Consider the following 14805-nt stretch of genomic DNA (forward strand, 5'->3'; position numbering starts at 1 on the left):
AATGTTTATGAAGTACCGTGGGACTGGACAATTAAGTCATTACCCGAAATATCAATAACTCTCACACGATCACCGACTTTGACCGGATTAGTGCTTCGACAGTTCCATTCATCAGCCCCTAAAATAGGCATTGGAAAGCGAACAATAATTTGATCATGATCAAGGCCAGTTTGAATCACCATACCAATTTGACCAATAGTCGCTTCACGGGGTAATCCCGCTTTAGTTTTATCAATTGATAATGGTTTAATAAATTTGAACCAAAGAATGGTGCATAGCACTGACAGAACTATCCACAATACAATTTGCGTTGTGAGGCTAATATCTGGAAATAACCAGTAGAGAAAGCACACCATAATGGCGGCAATACCAAACCAAAGCGCGGCAAAGGCGGGTAGAATCAGTTCAGAAAGAATAAGTAAGATACCCAATACAAACCAGTGCCAAGGTTGTATAACAAACTCCATAGATCTGCTCTTTTATATATCTTTATGATGGGTAAAAGTGACTCAATATCACTTTTACCACTGTAGCAGATGATGGGGAGTGTGGATAGAAAAAAACCACCTCAATTAGAATTTAGGGCGTGGTGCAGGCTTAAACGCAGCTGGAGATTTTTTGAAGTTTGCAATTGCAGTTTCAACTTGGCGTATTTGCGCTTGAGCTGCTTTTTCGCCTTCCAAAATTGCTTGGTTACTTGATTTGAGATCAAGGGTACCTAGATGACCAACTTTAGGTTGAATGACAACATTGGCCTGCTTGAGCTCTTCATTAATACTTTGTTGACCCATGATATTAATGGTTTGATCAAGTAATCCCCACATATTGGCTGGGCGGTTTCCTGCTGGACGTGCAGAAATATCAACAGCAATCACAATATCTGCACCCATGTCACGAGCTGTTTTAACAGGAATTGGGCTAACCAATCCACCATCGACATATTTCTGCTTGCCAATTGTCGCTGGTACAAACACATTTGGAATACTACAAGATGCACGTACTGCTTGGCCTGCATTACCTTTAATGAAGTCAGCTTTTTGACCATTATCAAGGCGTGTTGCCACGGCAGCAAAACGGATTGGAAACTTCTCAATCGGTTTATTGCCTACATTACGGTTAACGTAGTCCTGTAACTTTTGTCCAAGAATAATACCCTGACGATTAAGTGTTAAATCGCGGATATCTGACTCTTGTAACTTTAGAGCCAGACTTTGCAATTGATAAGGCGTTTGTCCACTTGCGTAGATACTTCCAACAAAGCTACCGGCACTGGTACCCGTGACAATTTTAGGTTTAATTCCGTGAGACTCTAAAACCTTAATTACACCAATATGTGAAAATCCTTTTGCTCCACCGCCACCTAAAGCAAGTGCAATCACAGGTTCACGGGCTTTCATTGAGGTTGTCGGTGTTGGTGTTTTGCTAAATTTATCACAGCCAAATAGTGCTAGAGAGATAAATCCAATACTGGCAAATTGAGCAATTTTCATCTTTAAAAATAATCTACGTCGAGATAAATTAAGAGGGCTCATGAGACCAGATTTGCTCAATTTTTGCTAGGTTTTTTTCACTAGATTTTGTAAAGGTTCAGCAAGCCAATTACGATTTTTAGGTGAAATTTTTCCTTCATAACGCTCAAAAATCTTGGTGAGATCTTCATCGTAGTTGCCACTTGGGTTTAGGTGACCTAAGCAGTGAATCGTCTTGTGATCATAATCAAAAGAAAACATCACAATGGGAATATTGGCTTTCGCAGCAATATGGTAAAAACCACTTTTCATTTTTTTTGCTTTTTTACGTGTGCCTTCGGGCGCCATTCCAATCCAGATCTTGTCATATTTTTGAATGGTTGCAACAACTTGCTCAGTAAGTCCATTGGCTGTGTCGCGTTTAACTGGAATGACCCCAGCCCAATCTAAAGCTCGTTTAAATGGTGGTTTAAAAAGAGCATCTTTACCTAACACCGTAATTTGAATACCTAATCCGAAAATCGCAAGAAATCCATACCATCCATCAATATTGGAAGTATGAGGGGAAATAATCGCCACTGCTTTTGGCAAATTAGGAACTTCACCTTCAATTGTCCAACCTTGCGCTAAAAAAAGTTTTTTAAATAGCGCTCGGCTTAAAGCAGTACCGCGTTGAGGTACTAAATCAGGTAAATTAGGGAAATGTTGATCCATATTTTTTTAAATTTTAACTTGTCCTAGTTTTATCTTAATCTTTTGAAATATATGCTTCATTGGCAAAATGTAAGAACAACATGACATTTGATGTTATTCCTCATTAAACAAATAAAAAGTAGGTTTCTATGTTGCGGCAGCAAAATCTTTATCTTCTGCTATTTTCTCTATATTGGGCACAAGGACTGCCTGTCGGGTTTATGACCCATGCTTTACCCGTGATTTTAAGAGCACAAGGTGTGTCACTCGCCCACATTGGTGGCTTTGGCTTATTAATGTTGCCATGGTCAATCAAGATTTTTTGGGCGCCATGGGTCGACCGACACGCACTTTCCCGTTTAGGACATTATCGTAGTTGGATTCTACCTACTCAGTTTTTGACTGTGGGTGTACTGTGTATTTTGTCTTTTTTCCCTGTTCAAGCTTTAGATCAACCTATTTATTTATTCGCATTTTTTATTTCCCTTCTTTTTATGAACTTAACTGGAGCAACACAAGACATTGCTACCGATGCTTTAGCAGTCAACTTGTTAAAACATGATCAGCAGCATTGGGGCAATACATTTCAGGTCATTGGTTCACGCTTAGGTTTTATTGTTGGGGGAGGTGCCGTACTTTGGTGCTTAGACTGGTTAACATGGCAACCCACTTTCTTGCTATTAGCAACCATAGTATTTTTAAATACTTTACCTATTTGGTTATTTAAAGAGCCTCAACATACTTCTCATGCGAGTCGCGAACTCAAACTTAATCAGCAAAATTTAGTCCTAAAAATTAAAGCTTACCTAAGATATTTCTCTCAAAATAAAGAACTCCGTTCTTGGTTGGTGGTACTGATCACTTTTAAAGTAGCAGACGGCTTAGCTGGACCATTACTTAAACCTTTAATGGTTGATATGGGGTTAAGTTTTACTCAAATTGGTGTTTACATCACGATGCTCGGTGCAGTAGCAGCACTCGCTGGGGCGGCAATAGCAGGAGGCGTGCTTAAATACTTTTCAAGACCAGCAGCATTAATTGGCTTTTCAATTTTTAAAATTATGAGTCTAGGAGCCTATGCTTATTTAGCCTATGCCTATGAACAAAAAATTCAGTTGAATGTCTGGGTTATATATACAGTCAATGCTTTAGAAGATGCATTCTCGGCAATGCTATTGGTAGCTATGTTGACTCTAGTCATGCATTACAGTCGAAAAGAATATGCGGGGACAGATTTTACCTTTCAGGTTTCAGTTATGGCGACTGTTAGCGGTCTTCTTTATAGTTTTAGCGGTGTGATTGGAGATTTACTCGGTTATTTCCATTATTTGATAGCTATTGTCATTATTGCAGTGATCAGTTTACTGCCTATTTTCCTCTGGAAACATGAGAAACTACAGGAAAAATAATGTTAACTAAATGAAATAAAGAACTTTAATATTGCTCAAGCAGTGATCTAAGCTTTATCTACTACCTTTGTCTATGTTTTTAAAAATGTATATTTTTAGCTATTTAAATGCTCAATTAATTGTGCCATCTTGTGTGGGTAGCAAATGGAAGCTAAATGGAGAAAAAATGGATTTGGATAACAAGAAAAATCATGTGAATCAATCAAAATGGGCAGAAAAATGTTCAATTAGATTGGTTATTAGCCTAAAGTCTAAAAAAGAATAATGAAATAACGATTTAATCATTCTATAAGATAAGAGAGTTGTGTAGGATTCGTTACAACATGAAGTTAAGGTAAAAATCTGTAAATCAAAGTATGTTTTTTATGTCTTTGTTTATCGGTTTTAGTCTTGCACAACGTTGAAATTGGTTTTGGTTGCGGTAATAAAATTAATGTAACCAATGTGGAGGAGAGTTGATTTTTTAGCCCCTAATTTAATGGCGTAAATCAACTTGGCATGGATAGGCAACATAAAATATATTTTTAGGAGTTTTTGATGGATCTATTCCTTAATCGTAAATCTTTCGTTATTAAAAGTTTAGCTCTTACAGTTACAGCTTTAATGATGAGTGGGGCACATGCTGCGACTTCCGACAAAGCGGAAATTCAACAGCTTCGTAAAGAAGTTGAAGCGTTAAAAGCTTTAATTCAAGAACAACGTCAAGTTCAGCAACAACAACAGCAAGTACAGCAACAACAGCAAGTACAGTTAGCTGAAGTTAAGGCACAACCTCAAGCTGCTGCACCAGCTTCTCCATTAGCATCATTAAAATCTAAAACTGGTGCTGATGTGAATCTATATGGTTTTGTTCGTGGCGATGCTAACTATATTATCGAAGGTGCGGATGGTGACTTCGCTGATGTAAGTAAGTCTAATGGTGAAGCAAAAGATAAATTGCGTGCTACTGCTAAAACGACTCGTCTAGGTTTAGATTTTACTGCTCCTGTAAGCAATGCCAAAGTTGGTGGTAAAATTGAGTTGGACTTTGCAAGTGGTGACAATAACAAATCTGAAAACGTACGTATTCGTCATGCTTATTTAACTTATAACAACTGGCTATTTGGTCAAACAACGTCTAACTTCTTGGCGAGCCACGCACCAGAAATGATCGACTTTTCGACGAACATTGGTGGTGGTACAACACGTATTCCACAAGTACGTTATAACTATAAATTAGCTCCTGCGACTCAATTATTTGTTTCAGCTGAGGAAGGTAATAGTTCAGCAACAGGTGACTCAGTTAAATACAGATTACCTGTATTAACAGCTAAAATTACTCAAGGTTATGCAGATGGTAATGGTAATGCTTCTGCTCGAGCTTTTGTTGAAAACTATAAATCAGGTAAAGGTGATGACCAAACTGGTTGGGGCGTTGCTGCAGGTACCGACTTTAAAGTATCTGATCCTTTAAAATTATTTGCTGATGCATCATATGTAGTAGGTAACAGTAACTACTTATATGGTAGTAATTCTGCTTATACTTTAGTTAATGATAATATTGAGCAAAATGAATTTGTAGCAGTACAAGTGGGTGGAACATATAAGATTTTACCTAACTTACGTGCTACTTTAGCGTACGGTGCTCAATTTGCTGATGACGGTACTGATTATGCAAGATTTAATGCATCTGCAAATGAAAAAGTTCAACAAGCATGGCTTAACGTCATTTACACACCAGTTAAACCAATTGACTTAGGTATTGAATACGTTAACGGTAAACGCGAGACTTTTGCTGGTGATGACCACAAAGACAACCGTGTTGGTTTAATGGCTAAATATAGCTTCTAACAACAATATTTAGTTAAAAGCTCACAAGACGAGGTTAAATTTAACCTCGTCTTTTTATTATACAAAATTTAAAAAAGTAGCATGTATTAAGGTCTTTGAATTAGATCATTTTTTATTTAAGTCATTTTTAAGTTTCCATTTCTACAGTAAAGCATCATAAAAAGATTGTAGTCACTCAAGATGCTGAATTTTTTTTCCACTTTAAAAAATAAACAGATTTCACTGTTTATGTTTAACTTTATTATAGCCATTTGGTTAGGGGCTATTCTCAATATTGGTTTTTATCGCCAAGTCCATCTTTTAACTCCATATTTTGGAATAAAGGCTATTCTATTTTTAGCTGCTACTGTACTTATTGTGGTTGCTGCTTATTATGCGATTTTACAGATTTTAAACTGGAAATGGACCGCTAAAATTTTTGCAATTTTACTGGTCGTGATTGGTGGTTTTAGCTCTTATTTCGTGAATACTTTGGGCGTAATTATCTCGCCCGATCAGATTCAAAATATGATACAAACCGATGTATCTGAAGTTTCTGATCTAATTTCATTACGTTTCGGACTCTGGACAGTTTTCTTTGTTGTTTTGCCGATTATTTTAATTACTCAGGTAAAGCTTAAAAAAGAAAAAGTATCTTATTTATTGATGAAAAAGCTTGGTTCGATTGTAGCCTCATGTGCAATCGTGGGTATTTTACTATTTGTTTACTATGTTGATTTTGCATCTATTTTCCGTGAGCATCGTGATTTGAAAGGTATGATCTCACCACAAAATAGTATTTCATCTTTAATGTCTTATTATCACAAAATGGCGCCTAAGAAGAACTTGCCACTTATACATTATGGAGAAGATGCTCATCAAGTTCAGCAAGTACAAAGCAACTTGCCTAAATTAATGGTTCTCGTTGTTGGTGAGACAGCTCGTGCGGAAAGTTTTGCATTAAATGGTTATTCGAAAAATACGAATCCGGAACTTTCTAAACAAGATATTTTGAATTTTTCCCAAGTCAGCTCATGTGGTACAGCAACTGCTGTGTCGGTTCCATGTATGTTCTCTGGAATGCCTCGCATTGACTATGATGAACAGTTAGCAAGTCACCGTGAAGGTCTATTGGACATTGCTAAACGTGCGGGTTACCAAGTAACTTGGATTGATAATAACTCTGGCTGTAAAGGTACTTGTGATCGTGTTGAACAGTACAAAATACCAGAAAAGTTAAAGCAAAAATGGTGTAAAGATGGCGAATGCTATGATGATATTTTAATTGATAGCTTAAATGAGTATTTAGCGACTATTCCTAAAGAAGACACTCGTCCGCGACTCATTGTTTTACACCAAGTCGGAAGTCATGGTCCAGCCTATTACAAGCGTGCACCTGCCCAATATCAACCGTTTAAACCGACTTGTGATACTAATGCGATACAGGGTTGTTCTCAAACAGAGTTATTAAATAGTTATGATGACACGATTGTATATACAGACCATGTGTTAAGTCAGATCATTAATAACCTAAAAGAATTATCGAAATATCAAACAGGTTTATGGTATTTATCTGATCATGGTGAATCGACGGGTGAACATGGTTTATATTTACATGGTTCACCGTATGCAATTGCACCGACCCAACAAACGCATGTACCAATGATGATGTGGTTTTCTGATAGCTGGAAACAACACAACCTTGCACAAGTGAGTTGTTTAGGCCAACAAACTAAAGAAAAGTTAAGTCAGGATAATTTATTCCCAAGCTTACTGAGTTTGTTAGGTGTAAAAACTCAGGTCATCAACCCTCAACTGGATATGCTGCACTCTTGTGCCCATGTGAATTAAAGCGAGCCTAGAACATGACAAAAATCTTGATGATTGAAGATGATTTTATGATTGCAGAGTCAACAATAACGTTGCTGCAATATCATCAATTTGAAGTGGAGTGGGTCAATAATGGCTTAGACGGTCTGGCTCAGTTGGCTAAAAATAAATTCGATTTAATTCTTTTGGACTTAGGGCTACCTATGATGGATGGCATGCAGGTCTTAAAGCAAATTCGCCAAAGAGCAGCAACTCCCGTCTTAATTATTTCAGCGCGAGATCAGTTACAAAACCGTGTTGATGGTTTAAACCATGGTGCAGATGATTACTTGATCAAACCATACGAGTTTGATGAATTACTTGCCCGTATTCATGCGCTATTGCGCCGTAGTGGCGTAGAGGCTCAGCTTGCGAATCATGAGCAACTATTACAAAGTGGTGATCTGGTTTTAAATGTTGAACAACATATTGCAACGTTTAAAGGACAGCGTATTGATTTGTCTAATCGTGAATGGGCAATTCTGATTCCTTTAATGAGTCACCCAAATAAAATCTTTTCTAAAGCAAATCTTGAAGATAAGTTATATGATTTCGATAGTGATGTGACCAGTAATACGATTGAAGTATATGTGCATCACCTGAGAGCTAAACTCGGGAAAGACTTTATCCGAACTATTCGAGGATTGGGTTACCGTTTAGGGCAATCGTAACTTAATTTTGGAACTTCATAACAGTGCATTATTCATTAAAAAAACGACTGATTTGGGGCACCTCAATTTTCAGTGTCATCTTAGGTTGTATATTAATTTTTAGTGCGTATAAAGTTGCACTGCAAGAAGTTGATGAAATTTTAGATACCCAAATGCGTTATTTAGCTGAGCGAACAGCTGAATATCCATTAAAAACGGTAAGCAGTGAATTTGATTTTCATAAAACTTATCATGAAGAAGATCTATTTGTAGATATTTGGGCTTATAAAGATCAAGCCCATTTATCACACCATCTCCATTTATTGGTTCCACCTGTTGCACAAGCTGGCTTTTACTCACATAAAACCAGTAACGGCTTAATCCGTACCTATGTTTTGCCGTTAAAGGATTACCAGATTCAGATTAGCCAGCAAGAAAAGGTTCGTGAGGCTTTTGCTTGGGAACTTGCAGGTAGCATGTTCATTCCATATTTGATTATCTTACCATTTGCGATTTTTGCTTTAGCTGCAATTATTCGTCGTGGGCTGAAGCCGATCGATGACTTTAAAAATGAACTGACTCATCGTGACTCAGAAGAGCTGACGCCTATTGAAGTTGTAGATTATCCTCAAGAATTGTTACCCACAATTGATGAAATGAATCGACTTTTTGAGCGCATTTCTAAAGCGCAAAATGAGCAGAAACAGTTTATTGCAGATGCAGCCCATGAACTCAGAACTCCTGTGACTGCTCTAAATTTACAAACCAAGATTTTAATTAGTCAATTTCCTGAACAGGAATCGCTGCAAAATTTGAGTAAAGGATTAGCACGTATTCAGCACTTGGTGACACAGCTTTTAGCGCTGGCTAAGCAGGATGTATCTTTAAGTGTGATTGAACCGACGAGAGCTTTTCAGCTTAATGATGTCGCTTTGAATTGTGTTGAACAGCTTGTTAATTTAGCTATGCAAAAAGAGATCGACTTGGGCTTTGTTCGTAACGAGCCAATTGAAATGCATAGTGTTGAGCCAACAGTTCATTCAATTATTTTTAACTTAATTGATAATGCAATTAAATATACGCCTCATGAAGGGATGATTAATATTTCAGTTTTCACGGCTACAGATGGCGATGCATGTATACAAATTGAAGATAGCGGCGCGGGGATCGACCCAGAACATTATGATAAAGTTTTAAAACGTTTTTATCGTGTACACCACCACCTTGAAGTGGGCAGTGGCTTAGGTCTATCTATTGTTGACCGAGCAACTCAACGTTTAGGTGGGACTCTGACACTAGACCGAAGTTTAGAGCTTGGTGGACTTTCGGTCTTGGTTAAACTTCCAAAGATTTTACATGTTCACGAAACAAGAACTTGATTTATGCAAGTTCTTGTTTGATTTGTTTCTCAAATTCAAAGCGGTGAATACAAACGGCGTAAAATAAAATATTTACCGCCCAAATGACCCAACCTGTCCATAAATTATGACTTAGGAAATGTGCTCCACGCATCATTTGTGCCCATCCCATCATAAAGCCTAATAGAATGCCTGCAATGAGATAAAAATAGGCACGTTTCGGTTGCTCAAGACGATAAACAAAATAACCTGTCATTAAAATAAAGCCAGCGCTTGCATGGCCGCCCGGAAAACAATGCCCATGTTTCGCAGTAAAATCCCATACATAACTTAAAGCAGTCGGATGAACCATATTCCAAGGGCAGGCATGAGCTGATTGTGATTTTAATAAGCCAACTATACCGCTACCAATCATGCTCACAAAAAACATATAACCATATTGCCAGCGATAAAGCTTTAATTTCTCAATTTTAAATGACGCAAGCCATAGGCCAAAAAAGATGACATAAATACCAGTAATGATCTGTTTTACAATTTCATGATTAAGTCTTTCTAGATACCAATTGTCTCGATTGAAAAAATGACCTGTTGAATCAATCCAAGGCTGGATGAGGTACATATCAATTTTCCCACCCACTGGAAAAACAATTAAAAGCAGGAAAAAACTGAAAAACAGAAGAATGATATTAATCTGGAAAAATTGTTTTTGTTGATTCATGCCATGCAACATCAATTAGATTGTGAGTAGAGGCATTACATAAAATAAAACTTAAATTGCTCTTAAACTAAATTTAATTTCGTGATCAAAATGATGAGTGAGTGTATCCATTCACAACCTGTTGAGCATAAGAAGTTTAAAGTTTTTGCAAACTATTTGAATAGTAATAAACAAGGAACAGGTTTTGTGAATGGAAATGGTTTTGGTTACTTTTGCCGAAACAAAAGTAACGTAATTAACTGATGTTATTTGCTATTACAGAAGAAAAGACTCTGTCGTGCCTACACAGAATTAAAACATACCTTCTTCAGAATTTGCTGAAATCTTATGAATAGATAAATCTGCACCACGAAACTCGTCTTCTTGAGATAAGCGAATGCCAATGGTCGCTTTAAGAATTCCATAAACAATAAAGCCGCCAGCAAGCGCAATGGCTATTGCGAGTGCTGTTCCGATGAGTTGAGAGATGAATGAGACACCTCCCAAACCACCCAGCCATTGTTGACCAAATAGGCCTACTGCAATACCACCAAATGCTCCGCATACGCCGTGTAGTGGCCACACACCTAACACATCATCAACTTTAAGTTTGTTTTGAGTATAGGTGAATAGATAAACAAACATAGCCCCAGCTGCACCACCAATAACAAGTGCACTGATTGGATGAACAATATCAGAGCCTGCACAGATTGCCACTAAACCAGCAAGAGGACCGTTGTGTAAGAAGCCTGGGTCATTTTTTCCAATCGCATTGGCTGTAATTGTACCGCCAACCATTGCCATGAGCGAGTTAATAGCAACTAACCCAGAAATAGCATCAACACGCTGCGCACTCATCACATTAAAGCCAAACCAGCCAACAATTAAAATCCATGAGCCAAGCGCTAAAAATGGAATAGAAGAAGGTGGATGAGCACTTACACGACCATCTTTCTTATAACGGCCAGAACGTGCACCCAATAAAATCACAGCAGCAAGTGCAATCCAACCGCCCATGGCATGAACTACGACTGAACCCGCAAAGTCATGAAAAGCTGCGCCAAAGGTTGCTTCTAACCACTTTTGCAGACCGTAGTTGCCATTCCAGACCATACCTTCGAAAAATGGATATACCAGCGCAACTAAAGCGAGTGTGGCAATTGCTTGTGAACGCATTTTTGCACGTTCAGCAATACCACCCGAAATAATGGCAGGAATTGCCGCAGCAAAAGTGAGTAAAAAGAAGCAACGCATAAGGTTATAGCCATGATCACTTGATAAAACCGTACCATCATGGAAGAAGTGCTGGCCATAAGAGATGTAGTAGCCAACAAAGAAATATGCGATTGCAGAAAGGGCAAAGTCAGTCAGAATTTTACTAAGTGCGTTCACCTGATTTTTATGGCGAACCGTACCAAGTTCCAAGAATGCAAAACCTGCGTGCATGGCAAGAACCAAAACTGCACCAAGTAATAAGAAAAATAGATCTACATTTTGCATAGCATGCTCGAAAAAAGTGCTAAATTCCATTTTGGAACAAATCTGGGTCTGTAAATTGCACCAAAATAGATTTAAGGAATCTAAAAACCTAAGCTTGTCGAAACAAACTCAATTGCATAAAAGTGAATATGCAATAAGCGCACCAATTTGGATTAAATAAGGGGTTTTTGGCGATAAATGGTGCGTTGATTTGGTTAAAGAGGGGCAGTTTTAGCGCTTTTTACGTTACAAGTCATCTAATACGCTCATAAATTGTCCTGAAAGAGATCGTTATTAAATTTTTTAAAAATTATCTATATTCAATTAATGATCAGACCAAACCGATTGCGCGACTTCAATAAAAGCTTTCGCAGCGGGGCTCATGTGCTTTTTATTTTTGACTGCGAGGCCAATAGAACGTTTAAGGTTCGGTTTAAAAGGACGTTTAACTACATTTGGATAGAGTGAGAGTAACTCTTTGGTGAGCACCATATCAGAGACAATCGAAATCCCTAATTGATTGTGAACCATGCTAACGATACTTAGAATTTGTGAAACATAAAATTTGATGTCTGGTTTCACATTAAAGTTTTTTAAAATTAATTCGACCTGATGTCGACTACCCGCCATTGTCATAATAAAAGGGTAATTTTCTAGCTGGGCTGGATCAATATAGAGTTGTTGTGCGAGTGGAAATTGATTGGGAATTAAGGCAACAAAACGATCTTCAATTAAGGGGAAAGTATCAAAACGCTCATCTGGCATAATCAAAAAACCGACTTCTATGCGCCGTTCTAATAACCACTGAGCAACTTCTTTATCTTCACCTTCATCAATATAAATTTCGATTTTAGGGTAGCGCTGCCGAAAGGTTTCTAAAATTTCAGGCAATAGATAAATAGATGATGAAGCACCAAAAGAGCCAATACGTAATGTTCCTTCGTTTAAACCATGGATGGCAGCCACTTCTTTTTCTAAGGTATCGGAAATACTCAATAGCTCTTTTACATGCGTAAGAAGCTGCTGTCCTGTCGTGGTGAGCTCAATATCACTCTGGGATCTTGAAATCAGGTTAATACCCCATTGTTGTTCTAATGATTTAAGCGCATGGGAAACTGCTGACTGAGAAATTCCCAACTTTTCTGCTGTAGCCGTAAAGCTTTTTAGTTCTGCAATGAGTGCGAAAATTTCAAGTTGGGTAAATGTCATGTTGTATTTGTTATGAGTAAAAACTCATTTTATCATGAGTTTTCATTATCTTTAATATATGAGTAAGTCAAGGTTATTGCCAAACAGCAAACCTCCACAAAACTCGAGTAAAGAAATGAATAGTATTGTTTTATCTCTTTTTCCCTTAGTTGCATTAATTGCATCGGGATACTTATTTAAAAAATATCGCTTTTTTAGCGATGAGTTTTGGGCTGGGGCAGAGAAGCTCAATTACTATATTTTATTTCCAGCTTTGCTTTTTAATACGCTATCGACCGCAAAAATTGACTTACAAAGCTTGAGTACAGCCATCATTGCGATGTTAATTGTTGTCTTGGCAGTCACCGTCTTTTTATACATCCTCCGAATGTTTTGGCACATACCGCCTGCACGTTTTGGTGTGCATGTACAAAGTATGGTTCGCTTTAATACCTATATTGGTTTGGCTTTAGTCACTTCGCTTTTTAAAAGTGAAGGAATGGCAATACTGGCAATTTTATTGGCGCTTTGCATTCCGCTCGTGAACGTTATTTCGGTGCTTGCTCTAACCTCTAAAGAACATATGGCAATTAAACCTGTTTTGATTGCACTCCTTAAAAATCCTTTAATTGCATCGTGTGTAGTTGGGGCAGCAGTCAATGCGCTTCATATCCCAATTTGGGAAGGCTTTACTCAGTTTATTAAGCTTTTTTCAGTGTCGAGCTTGCCACTAGGGTTGTTATGTGTTGGCGCAGCTTTACAATTTATGCAAATTAAAAAAGACATTGTGGTATTGGCGGCAGATACGTTTGCACGACTTTTAGCAGTACCTGCTTTGGCTTACGCGGTCTGCATGTGGTTTGGTTTACCAAGCTTACAAACTCAAATTCTAGTTATTTTCTTTGCGCTACCGACTGCTTCAGCTTCATACATTTTGACCAAAGTTTTGGGTGGCGATAGTCAGCTTATGGCAGCCGTGATTAGCTTTCAAACTCTATGTGCTGCCGTGACTTTACCACTGGTGATTTGGTGGATTTCTTAAGATATAAATTTTAGGTCTCTTAACACTTAAAGAATGCTAGCTACCTTCCTCATCTGATTATTGCTACACTTTTTTCTTTTTCAGGTGGATGAGTATGTCCTTTGATCTCAAAGTGAGCTTGCAGCAAAGGTCTGAACCGTCTGCACAGCAGAAAAAACTGAATCGCCTGATTGATAAAATAGAGCAGCAAAAAGTTAGCCTGAGCACTTGGCAAAATGCGCAAGCCGAGATTCAACAGCACATTCGGCAAAAACTGATGCCTGTGTATAGCGATTTGCATGTTGTGCTCTTTCAGCAGTTGGATCAACTTTGGAATATGTTGCATAGCCATGAGTTTTCCAAAGCAGACATGCAACAACTAGATGAAAAAATTGCCCAACTTGCACAAATGTTGAAGCGCTCCAAAATGCTATCTGCTGAACAATTAGAGCTAGTGAAGCAGATCGATACCTTTTATCAGCAACATGCAGGGGAGTCGGTAAAAAAGAATAAGAAAGCTCAGCCAATAAAATCTGAATATGATGAAAGTGCTGAGCAAAGTGCAGAGTTAGAAGAAGACTTTGAACAGTATGCTGCTGAGCAACAACAAGCGCGAGAACAAGCTAAACAGGAAAGGCAGCAACAGAAACGTGAACAAGCTGAGCAAATGGCAGCGCAGTCACTCAAAACAGTCTATTTAAAAATTGCCGCGATGATTCACCCAGACCGTGAGCAAGATGAAACCAAAAAAGAAGAAAAAACTGAGTTGTTTCAACAGGCAAGTCAGTCCTATGAAAAGCAGGATTTGTTTTATTTACTCAAACTCCAGTTACAACTTGAACAGAATAAGGGGCTAGGTGCTAAAGAACTATCTGCCGAGCAATTGCGGTTTTATAAACTGGCTTTGGATGCACAAAGTCAGCAGCTTGAAAGTCAAATAGCTGAAATTTTGGACTCTTTTCAGTTAGCCAAGAATGTAAAAGCAGAGCATGTACATATTAGTGATGTTTATAAAGCTGTAGATGCTGATTGTGCTGAGTTAAAGCAGCAGTTGAAGTGGGAAAAAGAACGTTTAAAGCATATGAAAAAGGTGAGTGGGTTAGAGATGTTGTTGGGTGGTGGGGTTTTATAGCTATCTATCACAAAGGGAGAGGTAGCTATAA

General features: G+C 38.0%; 15 protein-coding genes. 9 read left to right on the forward strand and 6 right to left on the reverse strand.

Features of this window, described 5'->3' with window-relative positions; all coding sequences use genetic code 11:
* Positions 1-5: 5 nt before the first annotated feature.
* From ACYU0V_RS03740 to ACYU0V_RS03750, 3 genes are all read right to left on the reverse strand, one after another.
* Positions 6-467, reverse strand: a complete 462-nt coding sequence (locus ACYU0V_RS03740; protein WP_086265300.1) for an NfeD family protein — start codon at positions 465-467, stop codon at positions 6-8.
* Between the two features lie 105 nt (positions 468-572).
* Positions 573-1490, reverse strand: coding sequence for a patatin-like phospholipase family protein (locus ACYU0V_RS03745; protein WP_014207516.1), 918 nt, complete (start codon positions 1488-1490; stop codon positions 573-575).
* 66 nt (positions 1491-1556) lie between these two features.
* On the reverse strand, positions 1557-2183 hold the full coding sequence (locus ACYU0V_RS03750; RefSeq protein ID WP_002116508.1) for a lysophospholipid acyltransferase family protein: 627 nt from the start codon (positions 2181-2183) through the stop codon (positions 1557-1559).
* 128 nt (positions 2184-2311) lie between these two features.
* On the opposite strand from ACYU0V_RS03750, the gene ACYU0V_RS03755 reads away from it, so the two are divergent.
* The 6 genes from ACYU0V_RS03755 (at position 2312) to ACYU0V_RS03780 (ending at position 9278) form a co-directional block, all read left to right on the forward strand.
* The gene (locus ACYU0V_RS03755) at positions 2312-3571 is read left to right on the forward strand and encodes an MFS transporter (protein WP_461849110.1); all 1260 of its coding nucleotides are present in this window, start codon (positions 2312-2314) and stop codon (positions 3569-3571) included.
* Positions 3572-3644: 73 nt separating this feature from the next.
* Positions 3645-3836, forward strand: a complete 192-nt coding sequence (locus tag ACYU0V_RS03760) for a hypothetical protein (protein WP_014207513.1) — start codon at positions 3645-3647, stop codon at positions 3834-3836.
* 272 nt (positions 3837-4108) lie between these two features.
* A complete protein-coding gene (locus ACYU0V_RS03765) occupies positions 4109-5401 on the forward strand; it encodes a DcaP family trimeric outer membrane transporter (protein ID WP_461849111.1) in 1293 nt (430 codons plus the stop codon).
* A 180-nt stretch (positions 5402-5581) separates the two neighbouring features.
* The gene (locus tag ACYU0V_RS03770; RefSeq protein WP_461849113.1) at positions 5582-7231 is read left to right on the forward strand and encodes a phosphoethanolamine transferase; all 1650 of its coding nucleotides are present in this window, start codon (positions 5582-5584) and stop codon (positions 7229-7231) included.
* A gap of 14 nt (positions 7232-7245) precedes the next feature.
* A complete protein-coding gene (locus ACYU0V_RS03775; RefSeq protein WP_002116411.1) occupies positions 7246-7920 on the forward strand; it encodes a DNA-binding response regulator PmrA in 675 nt (224 codons plus the stop codon).
* A 23-nt stretch (positions 7921-7943) separates the two neighbouring features.
* Entirely contained in the window at positions 7944-9278 is a 1335-nt protein-coding gene (locus ACYU0V_RS03780) for a two-component system sensor histidine kinase PmrB (RefSeq protein ID WP_002116013.1), read from the forward strand.
* A gap of 1 nt (position 9279) precedes the next feature.
* Here ACYU0V_RS03780 and ACYU0V_RS03785 read toward each other — a convergent pair whose 3' ends face one another.
* A complete protein-coding gene (locus tag ACYU0V_RS03785; protein ID WP_461849116.1) occupies positions 9280-9987 on the reverse strand; it encodes a phosphatase PAP2 family protein in 708 nt (235 codons plus the stop codon).
* A gap of 69 nt (positions 9988-10056) precedes the next feature.
* Here ACYU0V_RS03785 and ACYU0V_RS03790 point away from each other — a divergent pair, with 69 nt between their 5' ends.
* Positions 10057-10218 carry a hypothetical protein gene (locus ACYU0V_RS03790; protein ID WP_417890439.1) on the forward strand — a complete coding sequence of 54 codons (162 nt, stop codon included), beginning with the start codon at positions 10057-10059 and terminating at the stop codon, positions 10216-10218.
* A gap of 48 nt (positions 10219-10266) precedes the next feature.
* Here the strand turns inward: ACYU0V_RS03790 and ACYU0V_RS03795 are convergent, their stop codons facing one another.
* Complete coding sequence (locus ACYU0V_RS03795) at positions 10267-11454, reverse strand: ammonium transporter (protein ID WP_032006525.1); 1188 nt, start codon at positions 11452-11454, stop codon at positions 10267-10269.
* Positions 11455-11757: 303 nt separating this feature from the next.
* Positions 11758-12642 carry a LysR family transcriptional regulator gene (locus ACYU0V_RS03800; RefSeq protein WP_461849118.1) on the reverse strand — a complete coding sequence of 295 codons (885 nt, stop codon included), beginning with the start codon at positions 12640-12642 and terminating at the stop codon, positions 11758-11760.
* 115 nt (positions 12643-12757) lie between these two features.
* Here ACYU0V_RS03800 and ACYU0V_RS03805 point away from each other — a divergent pair, with 115 nt between their 5' ends.
* Both ACYU0V_RS03805 and ACYU0V_RS03810 read left to right on the forward strand, forming a co-directional pair.
* Positions 12758-13663 (forward strand): AEC family transporter, encoded by a 906-nt coding sequence (locus tag ACYU0V_RS03805; protein ID WP_461849119.1) that lies wholly within the window; start codon positions 12758-12760, stop codon positions 13661-13663.
* 94 nt (positions 13664-13757) lie between these two features.
* The gene (locus ACYU0V_RS03810; protein ID WP_461849121.1) at positions 13758-14774 is read left to right on the forward strand and encodes a molecular chaperone DnaJ; all 1017 of its coding nucleotides are present in this window, start codon (positions 13758-13760) and stop codon (positions 14772-14774) included.
* Positions 14775-14805: the final 31 nt, after the last annotated feature.

The sequence above is a fragment of the Acinetobacter sp. X9 genome (assembly GCF_054889255.1).

Bases quoted from the DNA above. Each gene is read 5' to 3' on its own strand.
- ACYU0V_RS03740 (WP_086265300.1), bottom strand. From the start codon at position 467: ATGGAGTTTGTTATACAACCTTGGCACTGGTTTGTATTGGGTATCTTA.
- ACYU0V_RS03745 (WP_014207516.1), bottom strand. From the start codon at position 1,490: ATGAAAATTGCTCAATTTGCCAGTATTGGATTTATCTCTCTAGCACTA.
- ACYU0V_RS03750 (WP_002116508.1), bottom strand. From the start codon at position 2,183: ATGGATCAACATTTCCCTAATTTACCTGATTTAGTACCTCAACGCGGT.
- ACYU0V_RS03755 (WP_461849110.1), top strand. From the start codon at position 2,312: ATGTTGCGGCAGCAAAATCTTTATCTTCTGCTATTTTCTCTATATTGG.
- ACYU0V_RS03760 (WP_014207513.1), top strand. From the start codon at position 3,645: ATGTTTTTAAAAATGTATATTTTTAGCTATTTAAATGCTCAATTAATT.
- ACYU0V_RS03765 (WP_461849111.1), top strand. From the start codon at position 4,109: ATGGATCTATTCCTTAATCGTAAATCTTTCGTTATTAAAAGTTTAGCT.
- ACYU0V_RS03770 (WP_461849113.1), top strand. From the start codon at position 5,582: ATGCTGAATTTTTTTTCCACTTTAAAAAATAAACAGATTTCACTGTTT.
- ACYU0V_RS03775 (WP_002116411.1), top strand. From the start codon at position 7,246: ATGACAAAAATCTTGATGATTGAAGATGATTTTATGATTGCAGAGTCA.
- ACYU0V_RS03785 (WP_461849116.1), bottom strand. From the start codon at position 9,987: ATGTTGCATGGCATGAATCAACAAAAACAATTTTTCCAGATTAATATC.
- ACYU0V_RS03795 (WP_032006525.1), bottom strand. From the start codon at position 11,454: ATGCAAAATGTAGATCTATTTTTCTTATTACTTGGTGCAGTTTTGGTT.
- ACYU0V_RS03800 (WP_461849118.1), bottom strand. From the start codon at position 12,642: ATGACATTTACCCAACTTGAAATTTTCGCACTCATTGCAGAACTAAAA.
- ACYU0V_RS03805 (WP_461849119.1), top strand. From the start codon at position 12,758: ATGAATAGTATTGTTTTATCTCTTTTTCCCTTAGTTGCATTAATTGCA.
- ACYU0V_RS03810 (WP_461849121.1), top strand. From the start codon at position 13,758: ATGTCCTTTGATCTCAAAGTGAGCTTGCAGCAAAGGTCTGAACCGTCT.